Raw genomic sequence first — 16,499 nt, 5'->3', positions numbered from 1 at the left:
CACCTTTCTTGACCCGGTTGGCTACAACACCACCCGCGCAGAGCCCGTCCGCAGATCGTAGCGCTAACTATCCCGTACGGCTAACGGATCAACAATCCCAGCTTGGCGGCCGTTTGCAAAAACTGATGGAGTCGTCTCGATACGGCTTCCCGATCGGGCTGTAGTGTCTGCTGAGGGTCGTCATTATGCTCAAGCCGCGCACAATCTCGGCAAATCAAGTCGACGAGTTCATCGAATCCTCGCGATCCATCAAGTAGCTGAAGGATCTCGCATCCTCTCTGATCTTCAAGCCGCACCGTCTGATGCAGCATGTTCGTCACCATGGTCTCGCTTTCGGATTGCCGGCGAGCAACGGGGCTGGCGAGAGGCCGATCGCTGACAATCCTCGCCACATTCGGACGGGACAGGAAGAAATTCACCTCTCCGCTACAAGCAAGCACAAACATGGCTTCGACAAGCAGCTGCACATCCTGCGTCGAAGGAAGCCCCGCATGTGCGATCTCCAGTTGGCGGCCTGCCTCCTCGACCAATTGGTCGAGTGTCAACGTGGACGGCCACGCTCGACCAAGGCACAGATAGGCTGATTTCAGCAACGGATGCGAAACACGGAGCGAGCTTCCTTCCTGCGTCTTGAACTCCATATCGGAGTGGTCCGTCAGGCAGAATTCGGTCGTAACCGGATCGGTCGACGCCAAGAGATAGAAGCGGCTTGCGAAGTTCATGTCGAGTGTCCGCCGGAGGCGCACATCGTCGTGACAAAGTAGCGTTCGACGGAACCCGAAGCCGTCGATGAAATCTTGATATTGGTCGCGCGCCGCGAATTCGTCATCCGGGAATCTCTGTAGTGCGGCGCGAACCTCCTCCGAGTATCCCGCCAGGTTTCTCCGAGAAAATTCGGCGTCGCTGAGATATTGCAGGCCATGTTGCTCGGCGGCTTCCACGACCTGATGTAGAAGGAACGCTTCCGCACTCTCGTTGAGATCGTCGTGAAACAGCACTTCGTCCATCATCTTGGCGACGCGTGTGTATTGCTCGCGCATGATCGCACCATGGACGGTATCAGCCTTGGAGCCCTCACTCAGAAACTTCATTATCGCACGCGCCTGCGCCACTTTCTGCTGCATTTCGCTGAGATGGCGGGTATGAAACAGCATCATGTCACGTGCGAGATTGCGGACGTGGGAGAAGGGGTGCGCATTGTAGCTGACATAGGCTACTCCCTGATGAGATAAATGCGCCTTGAAGATGGCCATCATCTTGTGGCGGACCGATGCCGGCACCCAGGAATAGACGCCATGGGCGACGATGTAATCAAACTGCCCGAACGACGGATCGACTTCCAAGATATCGCAATGGAGCAGCTTGATGTTGGTAAGCCCGAGGCCGGCGAGATTGCGCTGGCCCCGCTCGATGGTCACTCCGCTCAGGTCGATCCCTACGAACTCGCTCTCTGGATACTGAAACGCGAGGGGCAGGAGATTTCCGCCGACGCCGCAGCCAAGTTCGAGAACACGGCAATGTTCCGCCGGAGGCGGACTCATGCCGTACAGGCTGGCCAAGGTCGCGAGGCGATTGGGATGGGTGTGTTCGTAAGCCCGGCCGGGATAGAAGACATCATCGTAGAGCGTGGGTGACGCCGAGATGGTCATCGAAATAACTCCCGTCAACCCAAGACCCGGCGAGGCCGGTCACGACCGATAAGCTCTGGAACGGCTAGGAATAGTCGCCCGAGTAGATCCGCCCGGGGCCGATCTCCCCCACCACCCTGAATTTCAAGGGCTGGATCAGCTTCCATTGCGGAACCCCTGTACCGGACGGATAGGGCATCGCCCCACTTTGGTCTGCGACCGGCACGACCTTGGCAAGCCGATCGGGTCCGGACAGCCGAAACGTCTGCAAGATCGTACGCCGCTTCATCCCGAAGACGTCGAACTTGCCAGCCTTCAAGTGCTGCTCGGCCGTCGGGCCAGGGCGCACGTGCCCTTGCGCCATTCCGCCGGACATGTAGGAGTATCCCATGAACTCAAAATCGTTAGGTGTTGGCATTTGCTCCAGGAATAGCAGCCACCAGCCGTTTACCAGGCGGCCCTGCGCGTAGCCGAGGCGACGTTCGAGCTCCGGCGCCGGCTGCTGGCGCAGGAATCCCGCCTTCGTAAAAAATCCCGTCATCGGTATCGATTGGCCGGGCAAAAAAGCGGGCGGCATCCGTTCCTGTCCATGAAATGCAGAGGCCTGTAAAATATCAGCAAAACCAAATAACGAAAACGGAAAGGATATAAAGGATTAACGGAAACCAGCCGGTTCAATTCGCAAAAGCTCCTTATCCTCGGTAGTTTTCCGGGAATTAGCAAGCCCTGGTCCACGCCCACCGGCTTGGCCCGGCCGCCATACTTCCAAAACGTGAAGTAAGGGCATTAGGCGTCGCCCCGGCCTCGCGCTCCAGTTCGCGGAGCGAGCCTATAGCTGCTCGACCAGATAAATATCGGGCGCCCCTTCGACCGTGTGGAGATGGCATGGCCGCGGTGTAGGCCGCGGCGGCGCCCAGCGGATCGCGCGGGATCGCGGGGCCCGCCGGTCCGGCCGCGCCTGACGCACCATGCGGCCATGAGACACCCGTATCCGACGTCGAACAGGATAGCAGAAGTCTGCCGCGCTCGTCGAGATGACGTCGCCGCAGCGTCTCCTGGCGAAAGCCGAGAACTACTCTGCCTCCAAGGGCTTTCAGGAAGAGAACGGCGCGATCACGATGGCCGTCGCTCAAGGCCCAACGTTCTGAAAACGGCAGACGTGTTTGACTGGTAGCGCCGGCACTGCATGACCATCGGCGCGCCCATGTCGGGGGAGGCACCGAGAAGCTTCGACGCGAAGCAACCAACGACCTGATTCAGTTCCTGAATAAGCAGGGGTTCTGACCGCGGCCCGTTGCCTCGAAAGCTGAACCATTATGATGCAAGCGCTCGGGGAAACCGAGAGACATGGAGAAACGTACCTCAAGCTCGACTTGAACGCCGAAGGCAATTTATTAATGACGCCGTAGCGGCCGAGGCTTTGCTGGAGAAAATGCGAGCGGCAAGATCGCCACGCGCCTGCAAAAAGCCCGGCTCCGACGAATACACCATCAACGGCTGTTCCGACCTCGCGAAAATGATTGAGTTAGAGCCAGATAGAGAGGTGAGAACGCGGGCCAACTTAAGCGCTACTGCGTTCATGGCAGAATTTTGAAATGAGAGTGCTCCGGCAGTCCCTCGATCTAATGACTCCTCTAAGAGCCTAAGGACTGCTCTTGGGTAGATGTCCAAGGCTCCCTTCCTTGATGAAGCATTTGCGGTATAAGCCGGATGGACTACCGTTTCTAACTTCATCCCACACGCATGCCCATCCCGAACGCGTCTTCTTCCTCCAGTGTATCGCAATGACTGATACCGGGTTGTGCGGATTTAAGACCGCATTGACTCTTCCAGCATAACCAAGCGAGCCCTCCGTTCTGTCCCTTCTTGCGAGACACACATAGGGGTCTTCACCAGTCGTTTGTTCACTCAGCTTACACTCTCGGTCCATATCCTTTAAAAATTGTGCAAAGTGCTGAGACGCCTCTTCCGCGGACATTCCAATCTCGGCACCTTCTCTCATTGCCTTGAGGATTATCTCTATTTGAGGCGGAACCTCATGGTTATTTCGTTTAAGTAGATCTATGAACTTGAGTGCGTCATCTACGGCGTTCTTAAGTTTTCCCGGATCGCTCTTAGACAAGATAGCCTCCATTCGCCGCTAGGCTGGACCGGACAAGGCTCTGCAATCCCAGCCACGCTTAAGAAACGCGTACTACTTCTGCAGAGCTGAATCTGGGCAGACCTATTCGAGCATTGTCATGAACCGTCCCTCGAGTGATTGATCCGATTCGCGCGAATCGGAACGTAGCTCCGCAAGATTTTGGAATTCGGTTTCGATCAGACTACTCCCACGCATAAACGAAAATCCCGTTTGCAGTCCCCACCCTTGCCTGTTTGATTTCCTCCTTGGCCAGCGACCGGTTGAGGAATTCGCGCGACAGCGCGGGCAGCAGCGTGTTGGTGACGATGTTGTCGATCATGCGGCCGCCGGAATCCGGGTCGTTGCACAGCGAAACTATGTGTTCGACAACAGCATCATCGTAAGAGAACGCGGCGTCGTGGTTGTCGCGGATGCGGCGGCCGATGCGGTCGAGCTGGAGGCGGACGATGCCGCCCAGCATGCTGTCTGACAGCGGATAATAGGGGATCGCGACCATGCGGCCGAGCAGCGCCGGTGGAAACACCTTGAGCAGCTCTGGACGCAGCATCTGCGCGAGCTCTTCCGGCGCGTTGCGGTATTTCGGATCGCGCGACAGGCCCATGATCATCTCGGTCCCGACATTGGTGGTCAGGATGATCAGGGTGTTCTTGAAATCGATGCGACGCCCGTTGCCGTCTTCCATGATGCCCTTGTCGAACACCTGGAAGAAGATCTCGTGTACATCGGGATGGGCCTTCTCGACTTCGTCGAGCAAGACGACGCTGTAGGGCTTGCGGCGCACGGCCTCGGTGAGCCTGCCGCCCTCGCCATAACCGACATAGCCGGGCGGCGCGCCCTTCAGAGAGGAGACGGTGTGCGCCTCCTGGAATTCGGACATGTTGATGACAATCATGTTCTGCTCGCCGCCGTAGAGCGTCTCGGCCAGCGCGAGCGCGGTCTCGGTCTTGCCAACGCCGGAGGGGCCGGCGAGCATGAACACGCCGATCGGCTTGTTCGGATTGTCGAGCTTGGCACGGTTGGTCTCGATGCGCTTGGAGATCATCTCAAGGCCATGCGACTGTCCGACGACGCGGCGGCCCAAGATTTCCGGCAGTTTGAGCACCGTCTCGATCTCGTCGCGGACCATGCGGCCGACCGGGATACCGGTCCAGTCGGACACCACGGAGGCCACCGACTGCTCGTCGACATGTGCATAGATCATCCGCTGCTCGGGATGAATGGCTTCCAGCGCGTCGAATTTCGTCCGCAGCTCGGACCGCTTGCCGTCCAGATCGGGTTCGTCCTTCGGCTCGGCCAGGATCTCGCGAATGCTGCGGATTTCGTCAACCAGTGACTTCTCCCGGACCCATTCGGACTCGAGATTTGCGAGCTTGTCCCTCAGCGCCGCGATGTCCGTCTCGATCTCGGCAATCTGCTCCTTCTCGTCGACGCCGAGATCAGTGTCGCTGGCGAGCCCTGAGCGTTCCGCCTCGCGCGCAGCAATGCTGGCGCGGGTGTCCTCGATCATCGCGGGCGTCGCGCTCTGGCTGATCGCAACGCGCGCCGCCGCGGTGTCGAGCAGGCTCACGGCCTTGTCCGGCAACTGGCGGGCGGGAATGTAGCGATGCGAAAGGTTGACGGCGGCGACGATCGCGGCATCCGAGATGCGGACCTTGTGGTGCTTCGCCATCGGGCCAAGGATGCCGCGCAACATCACGCAGCAGGTTTCGACGTCCGGTTCGTCGACCTGGACCGGCTGGAAGCGGCGGGTCAGCGCCGGGTCCTTCTCGATATATTGCCGGTATTCCGACCAGGTGGTCGCGGCGATGGTCCGCAATGTGCCGCGCGCCAGCGGAGGCTTGAGGAGATTGGCGGCATCGCCCGTGCCGGCCGATCCACCGGCGCCGATCAGGGTGTGCGCCTCGTCGATGAACAGGATGATCGGCGTCGGCGAGCCCTGCACCTCGTCGATGACCGAGCGCAGGCGTTGCTCGAACTCGCCCTTCATGGAGGCGCCGGCCTGCATGAGCCCGATATCGAGCGCGCAGAGGCGGACGTTCTTGAGCGGCGGAGGCACCTCGCCTGCGGCAATCCTCTGGGCAAAGCCCTCCACGACCGCCGTCTTGCCGACGCCGGCCTCGCCGGTCAGGATCGGGTTGTTCTGGCGGCGTCGCATCAAGACGTCGATGAGCTGGCGGATCTCGTTGTCACGGCCGAGGATCGGGTCCATCTCGCCGGTTTTGGCCTTGGCGGTGAGATCCTGCGAATAGCGGTCAAGCGGCGTGGTGCCCTTCGGTCCGCTGGCAGCCTCGGCACCCGGCGTGCCCGCTGCGCGCAGGCCCGAACCATCCATTGGCTGGAGATTCTCCTCCTCGGAGCCGGACCAGACCGCGCGGTGCTCCGCAGCCAAGGCATCGACATTGATCTTGGCGAATTCCTTCGAGAGATTGTTGAGAGCGCGGCGAATATCATTCGACTTCAGCCCGGCCACGAGAATGTGCCCGGTCCTAATCTGCGTCTCGCCAAAGAAGAGCGTGGCGTAGTGCCAGCCGCGATCCAGGACGTCCACGACCGAGTTCGAAACGCCCGGCATGTCGGTTTCGTTCTTGCGGAACCCGTTGATGACGCCCGCAAGGTCCGACATCAGCCGTGCGCGATCGATCTTGTAGTGATCGGCAGACAGGCTGAGATCGTTGCCGTCCTGTTGGAGAATGTGAAACAGCCAGTGCGCCAGTTCGACGTTGCGGTTGCCGGCGCTCTTGGCGTGACGCAGGGCCTTGATGAAAGCATCATATCCGGTACGGTTCAGCTTGCCCGTAACCGCTTCTAAGCTGATGTCGGTCAAGTACCCCTCCTGAAATCACATCTCTAGAAAACCTCAAAGAACGTCAGTAGCTTCGCGCCGGAGAGCCTGCTTGTCCAGAGGCTCGGATGGCCGGCCTTACGCACTGGCAGTCCTCCTCAGCCGCTCTGTGAAGCGAAACCGCGCGTCGCACCGGTATTCGTCGGTAGAAGTCCAGTTCGGGGAGATCCAGCTGGTCCAGCCCAGCCGCCCGGTCATGCCGAGCTTGACGGGTTTCACCTCTCCCGACGGGATGGCCAGCTCGACATCCCAATCGAGCTCGTCGCCGATATAAAAGAAAACGGCGTCGGCGAGCGGCCTTGCCAAGTCGCTGCCCTCGGCAGGAAGAAAACGCTCGTACTGGGCGAAGTCTTTCACAAAGAGGCGTATTCTGATCTTGTCCTCCACGCTGAATACGCTCGATCCGATCAGAAGATCCTTGCCCAGGGCAGCATGTTTTTGGCCGAGAGCCGTGCGGTCGCTGGGATCGAAGCTTAACCAGGATCCCACGAACTCCTCGATCTCGATCTTGGTACCGAACAATCCCCGCAGAAAGCGCGCAAGGCGCGAGGCGGACTTGGCCTTCGGCGCGATCAGGCCGGCAAATTCGAGCCTGGCAATGTCCGGTACCGAATCAAGATTGCGGAGTGGATCCGTCCCTAGTCCAATAGCCGAGCCGATATAGGCGAAGAACCGATCCTCGCTTGGGCGATCATGTTGCGCGATGGGGCGTGCATCAGCCCAGGCGCGAAAGAACAGTTGTAGAAACCGGTTGTTGAACAGATCAAGAAATCGCGGGAAGGCATCGTCCCGCATGATGAGCCAGCCGAGGCTCTCGTCGGTGGTCGCGAGCGGCAGCGCACCCTGCGGCCCGAGAAAGCCGAGAAATTTCACCATCAGCTTAAGCCGGCCATCCCGAACCGTCGCTTTCTCAAGATTGGAGGCCGGGAATTCCAGATAGGGATTCTGACCGAGATCCACGTATTCTTCGCGGCGGGCCGCGCTCTGCCCGATTCGGGGGAGCTGTGGATTTGCCCTCTCGAGCTGGCGCAGCACGTGGTAGAAATCGAACCGCCACGGCTCGGCTGCGAGTTCGTCGAACAGTGTCACAGTGCCCTCCGCATGCCCATGCGAGGCGGCCACCGCATGATCTCGCCTCGTTCGGTCGAAGAGACGACAGTCTGCGTGAAATAGTTGAAGCCCGAATATTCGGCAAAGAAGCGCTCGAGGACCGCGCCGAGCAGGAAGATGCCGCTGCCCTCGAATGCCTTTTCATCGAAAAGCACAGAAATCTCTTGCCCGCGCGCTGCGCCGCTTCCTGCGCGCTCACGAATGCGGCGTACCACCGGCCGGCTGTCGACGCTACGCACTCCACGAATTTTCCGCTCGGTCGCGTCCTCAACGAAATCCGCGAACAGCGTCAGCATCTCGCGAAGCGCGGCGGCGCCTTTGCCGGCGCCCCGCTCCACCACGCCTAGGTAATTGAGACTCAGCATGTTGATGAGACGCCAGCTAACAAGTCCCACACTGGCGATTTCGCTGCGCGACCTCATCTGCGCCACGATTGGTTCGCGGGGACGCGTGGGTCCCGAGACGCAAACGAGGCCAAGCGATACGTCGTCCAAGAGATGGAAGTCGGCACCACCCGCGCCGACGGGCAGTTGCTCTGGGAGATGTCGGTTCGAGCAAAGCACCTTCATGCTGAGCTCGGCGGCCGCAGTGCGGCCGCTCAGTTCTCCTGGCTCAAGCAGGGAAATGAACAAGTCCGTGCCGGTATAGTCGGACACGGTGCCATAGGCCTTCTCCTCCACAGTCCGGCGCCGCGGCAGGCGGCGAACGGTGTAGTACATGCCCTCAACGGAACTCGTCCTACGATCGACCGCGGCCGAGTACAGCGGCCGCACTGGAATCTTCTCCCTCACCCCGGGAAGATGCGCATAAACGTCGATGACCCGATGGGCCTCATATTCCAGATGGCGACTGCGATCCGGAACCACGTGGTATTCATGGGTATTCGACCTGATCGCGATCCGGTCCGTTGTCTTTTCGAACAGGTTGATGGCTGGCGCCGTGTACAGCGAGAACATCTTCGGCTCGACCGCTGCCGAGAGCCGTGAATTCTGCTCGCTGAAGGCAATCACGATGTCGATCGATTTCGCATGCAACCGGGGGAATACATCGCGCAGTCGCGTCAGCTTGAAGCCTAAGAACTTGCGCGGAAACATAAAATATTCACGGAGCAGTTCGGAGCCGCGAAAAACACGGTTGTCGATGGGGAACAACGATTCCTCTTCGTCGAAACCGACTTGCTTCAGACAGTCGACGGGCATCCGGTGCACAACGGGATCGCCGTAGTCGTCGAGAAAACGAAAGTAGACGCCGACGCAATTACCGATGATCTGCTCGTATAGTGCGATTGCATCGTCCTCGGCCCCACACAGATAAATTGGCAACTCGGCCGTGCGGCAGCCGGAAAACCAGTATTCCGGCTTTTTCCGGGCCTCCTCGTCGGAGATCTCGTCCTCGATCCGCGCGGCCATACGGTGCGTCAGCGAAAGCCGCAATCCAGCGATCGCGTTACGTTCGACCGAGATGCCGAGGGCCTGCATAGGCCCGGCCGTCAGATAGTATTCGGCGCTCCGGACGTCGAATGGCCACAGAACGATATCCGAGCACAGCCTGAATCGGCACGCGAGACTGCGGTCGCGTTCGCGATAGGTTGCGTCAAAATAGGTGCCGCGAGTGTAACGTTTGCTCTCCCGCAATGCGGGATCCGCAAACGGTGCCAACGCACGCACCAGCATTGCCGATGGCGTCGGCGCAAGGAAATTCGGGACCAACTGCTCCAGCAAATTGGATGTAAATTCGGGAAATTCGTGCTGCAGCTTGAGCTGGACCCGGGCGGCGAGGAACGCAGTGCCCTCCAGCAATCCGGCAATCATCGGATCGGTGCGCTCGCGCACCAAGCCGCCAAGCCGCTCAGCTATTCCTGGATACTCTTCGGCGAAATCGCTGGCCTGCTCGTACAAGAGGGCCAGCTCGCGATTGTACAAATCCAGAAATTCGCGATCCATCGTCGCTAAAGCCGATTGATCTGGATACCGCCGCTGTCGAGGTCGACGTCAGCGACGAACTCGACCGGGATATTCATTGGATCGCAGCGCAGGTCCGCGTGAACCAGAAACCGAAGTTTCAGCTCTTCCGCACGCACCGTCGTGTCCCGCATAGCCCGAACCGAGTCGCGGTGAAGGCGAGGTTCATAGCGCAACAAGACCGTTCGAATTTCTTCGGCGAGATCGTCGACCGAGATCTCGTCAATCGAGCGATGCGCAATGTCCGGAAAGCCATAATTCAGGATTGACTTCTGGACATGCTCGAAATTCGTCAGGTCTTCGGTCGATTCAAGCGCCACCGTGTTCATTAGCGCTTCGAGGTCACGCGCAACTTCCTTGCGCAGCACCGATTCGGAGATCGGGGCTCTCCCGGACGCGCGGCGGCCGGAAATTACACGCTCTCCGTGCTCGTTCCTCAGATCAACCTTAGTCTTTGCATCTCGTTCGGCATAGGCGGCGCGAAACGCCAGCATAAGCGGAGGGCTAAGACGATCCTTCTTGGCCGAACTCGTCATTTCAATTGCCCTCCGATGCGGCTCCAGAGCCAGCTCTCGAGCGGGTAATTTCCGAACACGAGGTCCCGCGCGGCAGGCATCAACCAAGCCGAACCGTCGGCTCACGTCTCGGAGTTGCCGGCAACATCCCAGCCGAACTGAGCGGTCTCACCCGCGCCGCCCTTGTCGGTCTGAGCGGTATATTCGTACTTGAATTTCCGGAAATTCAGGCTGATATTCTCCGTCAAACGCTCATCTCCGTGCGTTCCGCCCGGGGTCACGCTGCTGACGATGACGTCTTCCATCGTGATCTTGATGTACTCGACGGCCGACTGCCCGCCTGCCTTGCGTACGGTGAGGACGCCCTTGGCGATGTGCTCGCCCTTCGCACACGCCTTGATCAGATACGCCGTGGATTTGTCGGCCCAATGGGTGAAATGGAGATCATGCACCGTCACTTTGCCGGCACCGCCGCCCGCGCTGTGATGCTGACTACCGGTCTGGTTGAGACCCCAAGACCAGCTCAAGACGTCTATCTCGTTTTTATGCTTTTGATCTGCCGATTCGCCCTTGATAGGGTCAAGCTTCAGAAACATGTCAACGGCCATATGACTTTCCTTTCAGGCAAACTGTCTGTCAGTCAACAAATTAAGAAAGGTGATTAGGACGCAGGGCCTGGCAAACGCGACACGAGACTGAGCCCGACGTCCATCGCTTCGAGTTGGAAGTGGGGTCGCAAGAAAAACCGCGCGTTATAGTAACCGGGATTCTCCTCGTTGGGAATCACTTCCACTTTTGCGGCCGCCAGAGGCTTTCTCGCCTTCATGGCTTCTGACGACATCGCCGGGTTAGGATCGACGTACTCGTTGATCCACGTCTGGAGCCAGATCGTCAGCTCGTCCTTTTCCTTCATCGAGCCGATCTTGTCGCGCACCATGCACTTCAGGTAGTGCGCAAACCGCGATACGGCGAACATGTAGGGCAGTCGCGAGGAGAGATTGTCGGATGCCGTGGCGTCCACGCCTTTCTCACCAAAATACTTCTTCGGTTTGTAAAGCGACTGGGCGCCGATAAAAGCCGCCTTATCAGTGTTCTTTCGGTGGATCAGCGGAATCAGGCCGGACTTGGCAAGTTCATGCTCGCGCCGGTCGCTGATCGCGATCTCGGTCGGGCACTTCAGGTCCTTGCCACCGTCGTCGGTCGGGAAGGTATGGGTCGGAAGGTTAACGACCTCGCCGCCGGACTGCACGCCGCGAATTCGCGTGCACCAGCCATATTCCTTGAACGCGCGATTTATGTTGACGCCCATTGCATAGCTGGCGTTCATCCAAGCGTATTTGTCGCCTGTGTGCCCGTCAGTCTCCTCTTCGAAGGCGAACTCTTCGACCGGCTCCGATTTTACGCCATAGGGCAGACGTGCAAGCACGCGCGGCAAACACAGGCCCACATAGCGAGAATCGTCCTGGTCCCGGAGACCCTTCCACGCAGCATAATCCGGTGTGTCGAACACTTTGCCTATGTCGCGCGGGTTGGACAGCTCGGTCCAGGAGTCCATCCCCATCAGGTTCGGATCGGCTCCCGCAAAGAAGGGGGCATGTGCGGCACCTGCGATCTTGCTGAGATCGCGAAGGAGCTGGACGTCCGTAGGCGCATGACTGAAGTGATAATCGCCGATCAGGCAGCCGAACGGCTCTCCGCCGAGCTGACCAAATTCGAACTCGTAAATCTGCTTAAATAGTGGACTTTGATCCCATCGCGCGTCGGGATAGAGACGCAAGTTTTTGTAGAGCTCGGTCTTCGAGACGTTCATGACCCGAATCTTTAAATTCGCGTCGGTTTCCGAATTAAAGACTAGATAGTGAAGGCCGCGCCATGCACTCTCGACCTTTTGGAATTCTGGCGCGTGAATAAGTTCGTTGACCTGAGCAGTGAGCTTCTGGTCCAGACGGGCAATCATCTCCTCGATCGTGTCGAGCACGTCCGACTTGATGACAGTCGTATCCTTCAGGGCCTCAGTAACGAGCGTGGAGACTGCATTCTCGACCTCTGTAGCCGCACGCTCGGTCCTCGGCTTGAAGCTTTGCTTCAGCAGGGAAGCAAATTCGTCCGCCTCTTTGACTTGGACCTGTGTAGCCGCCTCGCTTCTGCTCGCTTCCGTCGCCATGTGCACGACTTCCTTTACTGCTTGTCGGGCTCGGAGCTGGGCTCTCCAACCGCGGTCGCCCGCTCCTTTAGAGCGGCCATCAGCTGCGGATCCGAGAGAAGTTTCCTAAGCTGGTCTTCCGCGGCCGCCTTGCCGTCCATGTATTTCAAGAGGTTGGCCAATTGCTCGCGAGCCTCCAAAAGCTTCCGGGTAGCCGGAACCTGGCGAGCAACCGCAACGGGCGAGAAGTCCGCCATCTTGTCGAAGTTTAAGCTGACTGACATCTTCTCATCGGGATTGTCGCCGAGCTTGTTGGCCACTCGCATCGTAATCCCCGGCTGAATGGCTGCCATCCGGCCTTCGAAATTATCCATGTCGAACTCAAGGAACTTGCGTTCCTCGATCTTCGGCTTCTCGACGGACGAATTATTGCCGGAGAGATCAGCGAGCACTCCCATGACGAAAGGAAGCTCGATTAGCCGCTCGGCGTCATAAGGATCTTCGTAGGTGATGTGGACGCGCGGCGCGCGATTGCGACGAATAAATTTCTGGCCACTGTCAGTCGCCATAGCTTTCCCCTGAAACCAGCTAATTGCCGATGTAACACAGTTAAAGCGCAATGCGTGTGTACTATTTCGAAAGGCTAGCTCGCAACGGACCTCTCGTCAACGTGGGCAGGCTCTGGATCGCTAGCCTTGATTATCAAGCGCCCTCAGCGTCCCTTCGGGCAACACCTCGCGAAGCAGGCTGAGAAAGTCCCGTTGGGCGAGTTCGCGAGCCCGGTCCGTCAGATAGGGTACTGGGCTGGACGGCTCGACGACACGGTAAAAGGCCCCTACTTGCTCAAGAAGGGCAAGCGCCTGGCCGCGCTGTGTCACCGTCAGTGCAACCGGCTGCGCAGGCAGGGCCTGCGTCGGCGCCAGAGCTCCCTCTTCGAGCAGACCGGCCATCCGCTCGATAGATAGGTCAAAAAACCTGTCCTTTCCGATATTGATGACCGCCGTCTCGGCATGTGAGGGCAGCAGCATTCGTAGAGCCTCGACGAAGGATTTCCCCAGCATCTGCTGGGCCTGAAGCACTAAAAGAAGGACAGGACTGGACGGCTCGGACTGCCGGAAATAGGTCGCGACAGCTCCAAGCGCAGCCGCAGCATCCGATATCGAATTCACGCGTCGAGCCCCATCTGCGGCGGATGCAGATGAGGCCACCTCGCCCACCTCAGCGTCCTGCGCGAATTCGGGCTTCGCCACGGCTGTCGGATCGCGCTGCTGGATCACATCGGCCAGGAAGGTGTTGATTCCGGTCACCAGGCCAAAGAGCTGTCCCAGGCTAGGCGCTTCCGGCGACTGGCTTTTCTCGTTCCATATCCGCTTGATACTTCCTAAGGTCGCGGCCAACGAGGAAAAGCGCCCCGACATCGACTTGATCTGTTCAAGGTCGGCTCCTGCGATAACCTGCGCGAGGCCACCTCGGTCAAGGACGATGTCATCGTCGCGTGGCGGTGCATCACCTTTGACGATCAGCCAGGCTCGGTAACTGATCCAACCGTAGCGGCGACTGTTCAAGAGTGGATGAAATTGGAGAGGGATGACAACGGTGGTAAGCGCGTCCAGCGCCTCGATCGCGAATTGGCGGTGCGAGAGATCCCCGTCCTCCATGCGCGGATGAACATCGTCCCAATGCTGTTCGAGCAGTACTGCCACGGCTTCCAGGCAGCGCGCGAAGCTCTCGAGATCCCGCGACAGAATGGCAATCTTCGCCAGAAAGACCGTCAACCGAAGATCGCGTGTGCGGTTTAGAAGCGGCTTGGCCTTAGCAAGCTCCTCATCGAACTTGATCGAGTTGGGATCGAAGCGCTTCCTGTTACCCTCGGCGTCGGGAACCTCGAAATAGGACCTAGGCAGTAGCGGCTCAGTAGAAGCAAAGAAATTAAGATAGGCAATATCGCCCTCAAGGTCGAGATCAGGCCCACAGGGACTGTTGCCCGAAATGGGCTTCACCAAAAGATCGAGATCAACCATCGATCGCAATCCGCAACTGAGCACCGTCCGCCAGTGGGATAAAATTAACTATAGGCGTTCGATCATGGCACCCAATCCGCCCTCCAGCAAGCGCGACACCAAAAAGTCGTTAAGGGCGGCTCCTCCGCTTCTCGGCTTGAAGTCGCCGCGAAACGCGCATTTACTGGCCTACGGGGTTCGGGTAAAACAGACGCCAAAGTCATATTGATATGCTTAACGTTTGCTTTTGGGATTCGCGTGTTCTCCGGCAGGCACACGTACAAGTCATGGAGCCTAAGTCTTAAATGGGCGGCGCTCTCAAACAGGACTCTCGAATCGGAGCATTCACGACGCCTCTTGGCAAGGACGTCTTGGTGCTGGTTCGGTTCGATGGCACCGAGGGACTGAGCGAACTTTTCGAGTATCGTTTTGAGTGCTTGAGCGAGGATCCGGACCTTGATTTCGACAAGGCTATCGGTCAGCAGTGCAGCCTCAAACTCAAAATGTATGGCAAGGAGCGGGAGTTCAACGGCATTATGGTCGAGACCCAATGGTTGGGCGTCAAGGACCACTATTTCACCTACCGCGTCGTCCTCCGTCCCTGGCTGTGGCTGCTATCTCGAACGACCGATTGCCGTATTTGGCAGGACAAGAAGGCACCTGACATCATCAAGGAGGTCTTCGACGACCGCGGATTCACGGACTATGAATCGAAGCTGACGGAAGAAGGTTCCTGCCCTAAGCTCGAGTATTGCGTCCAGTATCGAGAAACGGATCTCAGCTTCGTCAGCCGGCTGATGGAGCAGCATGGCATCTACTACTTCTTCAAGCACGAGGGCGGCAAGCATAAGCTCGTGCTTGCGGACTCGAAGTCCTCCCACGCCCCTGCCCCTGGACTTGCCCAGATTCCCTTCATTCCCTTGACCACGCCGGACCGCAGCAAGGAGCAGCATATCTACGAGTGGACCACCGAGCGACGGTTCAGGACTGGCAAGTTCGAGCTCAACGACTATAACTACGAGAAGCCCAGCGCCAAGATGCTGAGCGATGCCCAAGCCTCGGAGAGCTATCAACGTTCCAACATGGAGTTCTACGACTACCCCGGTAAGTACAAAGAGAAGTCCGACGGCGAGCGCTATGCGAAGATTCAGATGCAAGCGGAACAGGCCCTGGACCACCGCCGTCACGGCAACGGCGATGCGATGAACCTGTTCGCTGGCACACTGACGACACTGAAGGACCATGGCCAATCGTCGCAGAATATCGAGTACCTCATCGTCCGTTCGAGCCACTCGTTCCTGGCCGAAGCTTATCGCACAGGGAGCTACGGCGCCGGAAATGAACAAATCTATTATGGCGCATACGAGTTCTTGCCCAGCGACAGACCGTTCCGCGCGCCAATCATCACCCCAAAGCCGCTGATTCACGGCATCCAGACCGCAAAGGTCGTTACCAAGGACGATAACTCGAACGAAGAAATCGATGCAGAATCTCTCAGCGAGATCTACGTCCGCTTCCACTGGGACCGCAAGAAGAAACGTTCCTGCAAGCTCAGGGTGGCCCAGGTCTGGTCTGGCAAGCGCTGGGGCGGACAGTTCATTCCGCGCGTTGGACAAGAGGCCGTGGTCGAATTTCTGGAAGGCGACCCCGACCGCCCGCTCGTGATCGGCACCGTCTATAACGACGAATACAAGCTGCCCTACGAGATCCCAAGTAACAAGACGATTTCAGGCATCAAGTCCGACTCGACCAAGGGAAGCGGCGGCTACAATGAGTGGCAATTCGAGGACAAAAAGGGATCGGAGAAGATCGGGCTCCACGCCGAGAAGGACTACGATCTCGTTATCCGCCATGCCGAGACCCGGACCATCGGTGAGACCTTCGGTAGCGGCACCTCCCGCGATACCACGCTAAAGAACGGTGACGACCAACTCGACATCAAGAATGGCAGCCAGCACGTCAAGATTTCGAAGGATCAGACAATCGATGTGCAGCAGACCATCACGGTGACTGCCAATATCAGCATCGAACTCAAGGTCGGTGCGAGTAAGATACTGCTCGAGCAATCCGGAATTACGATTGAAGCTCCTACCATCAACGTCAAGTCAATCGGTCCGATGACTGTCCAGGGAACGCCGGTCAACATCAACTGAACTT

The 16,499-nt window shown here is 58.4% G+C and carries 12 protein-coding genes; 1 reads left to right on the top strand and 11 read right to left on the bottom strand.

Annotated features, from left to right (window positions below; translation table 11 throughout):
- Window positions 1-80: 80 nt before the first annotated feature.
- From JQ611_RS08480 to JQ611_RS08430, 11 genes are all read right to left on the bottom strand, one after another.
- Window positions 81-1,649, bottom strand: coding sequence for a methyltransferase regulatory domain-containing protein (locus JQ611_RS08480; protein ID WP_212465190.1), 1,569 nt, complete (start codon window positions 1,647-1,649; stop codon window positions 81-83).
- A gap of 64 nt (window positions 1,650-1,713) precedes the next feature.
- The gene (locus JQ611_RS08475; protein ID WP_212465189.1) at window positions 1,714-2,205 is read right to left on the bottom strand and encodes a hypothetical protein; all 492 of its coding nucleotides are present in this window, start codon (window positions 2,203-2,205) and stop codon (window positions 1,714-1,716) included.
- 1,065 nt (window positions 2,206-3,270) lie between these two features.
- Entirely contained in the window at window positions 3,271-3,750 is a 480-nt protein-coding gene (locus JQ611_RS08470; RefSeq protein WP_212465188.1) for a hypothetical protein, read from the bottom strand.
- A 202-nt stretch (window positions 3,751-3,952) separates the two neighbouring features.
- On the bottom strand, window positions 3,953-6,595 hold the full coding sequence (gene tssH, locus JQ611_RS08465) for a type VI secretion system ATPase TssH (protein ID WP_212465187.1): 2,643 nt from the start codon (window positions 6,593-6,595) through the stop codon (window positions 3,953-3,955).
- Window positions 6,596-6,691: 96 nt separating this feature from the next.
- A complete protein-coding gene (tssG, locus tag JQ611_RS08460) occupies window positions 6,692-7,735 on the bottom strand; it encodes a type VI secretion system baseplate subunit TssG (RefSeq protein WP_212465186.1) in 1,044 nt (347 codons plus the stop codon).
- Complete coding sequence (gene tssF, locus JQ611_RS08455; RefSeq protein ID WP_212465185.1) at window positions 7,699-9,666, bottom strand: type VI secretion system baseplate subunit TssF; 1,968 nt, start codon at window positions 9,664-9,666, stop codon at window positions 7,699-7,701. The genes tssG and tssF overlap by 37 nt, the downstream gene beginning before the upstream one ends.
- Before the next feature lie 5 nt (window positions 9,667-9,671).
- Complete coding sequence (gene tssE, locus JQ611_RS08450; protein WP_249133022.1) at window positions 9,672-10,178, bottom strand: type VI secretion system baseplate subunit TssE; 507 nt, start codon at window positions 10,176-10,178, stop codon at window positions 9,672-9,674.
- A gap of 143 nt (window positions 10,179-10,321) precedes the next feature.
- Complete coding sequence (locus JQ611_RS08445) at window positions 10,322-10,807, bottom strand: type VI secretion system tube protein Hcp (RefSeq protein ID WP_212465184.1); 486 nt, start codon at window positions 10,805-10,807, stop codon at window positions 10,322-10,324.
- A 53-nt stretch (window positions 10,808-10,860) separates the two neighbouring features.
- Entirely contained in the window at window positions 10,861-12,363 is a 1,503-nt protein-coding gene (tssC, locus tag JQ611_RS08440; protein ID WP_212465183.1) for a type VI secretion system contractile sheath large subunit, read from the bottom strand.
- 14 nt (window positions 12,364-12,377) lie between these two features.
- Window positions 12,378-12,911: a type VI secretion system contractile sheath small subunit gene (gene tssB, locus JQ611_RS08435; protein WP_212465182.1), complete on the bottom strand. Its 534-nt coding sequence runs from the start codon at window positions 12,909-12,911 to the stop codon at window positions 12,378-12,380.
- A gap of 120 nt (window positions 12,912-13,031) precedes the next feature.
- Complete coding sequence (locus tag JQ611_RS08430; RefSeq protein ID WP_212465181.1) at window positions 13,032-14,363, bottom strand: ImpA family type VI secretion system protein; 1,332 nt, start codon at window positions 14,361-14,363, stop codon at window positions 13,032-13,034.
- Between the two features lie 284 nt (window positions 14,364-14,647).
- On the opposite strand from JQ611_RS08430, the gene JQ611_RS08425 reads away from it, so the two are divergent.
- Window positions 14,648-16,495, top strand: coding sequence for a type VI secretion system Vgr family protein (locus JQ611_RS08425; protein WP_212465180.1), 1,848 nt, complete (start codon window positions 14,648-14,650; stop codon window positions 16,493-16,495).
- Window positions 16,496-16,499: the final 4 nt, after the last annotated feature.

The sequence above is a fragment of the Bradyrhizobium sp. AUGA SZCCT0182 genome, assembly GCF_018130185.1.
Lineage (GTDB): Bacteria > Pseudomonadota > Alphaproteobacteria > Rhizobiales > Xanthobacteraceae > Bradyrhizobium.
Note: the sequence above shows the minus strand (reverse complement) of the source record. Positions and strands in the feature narration are given on the sequence as shown.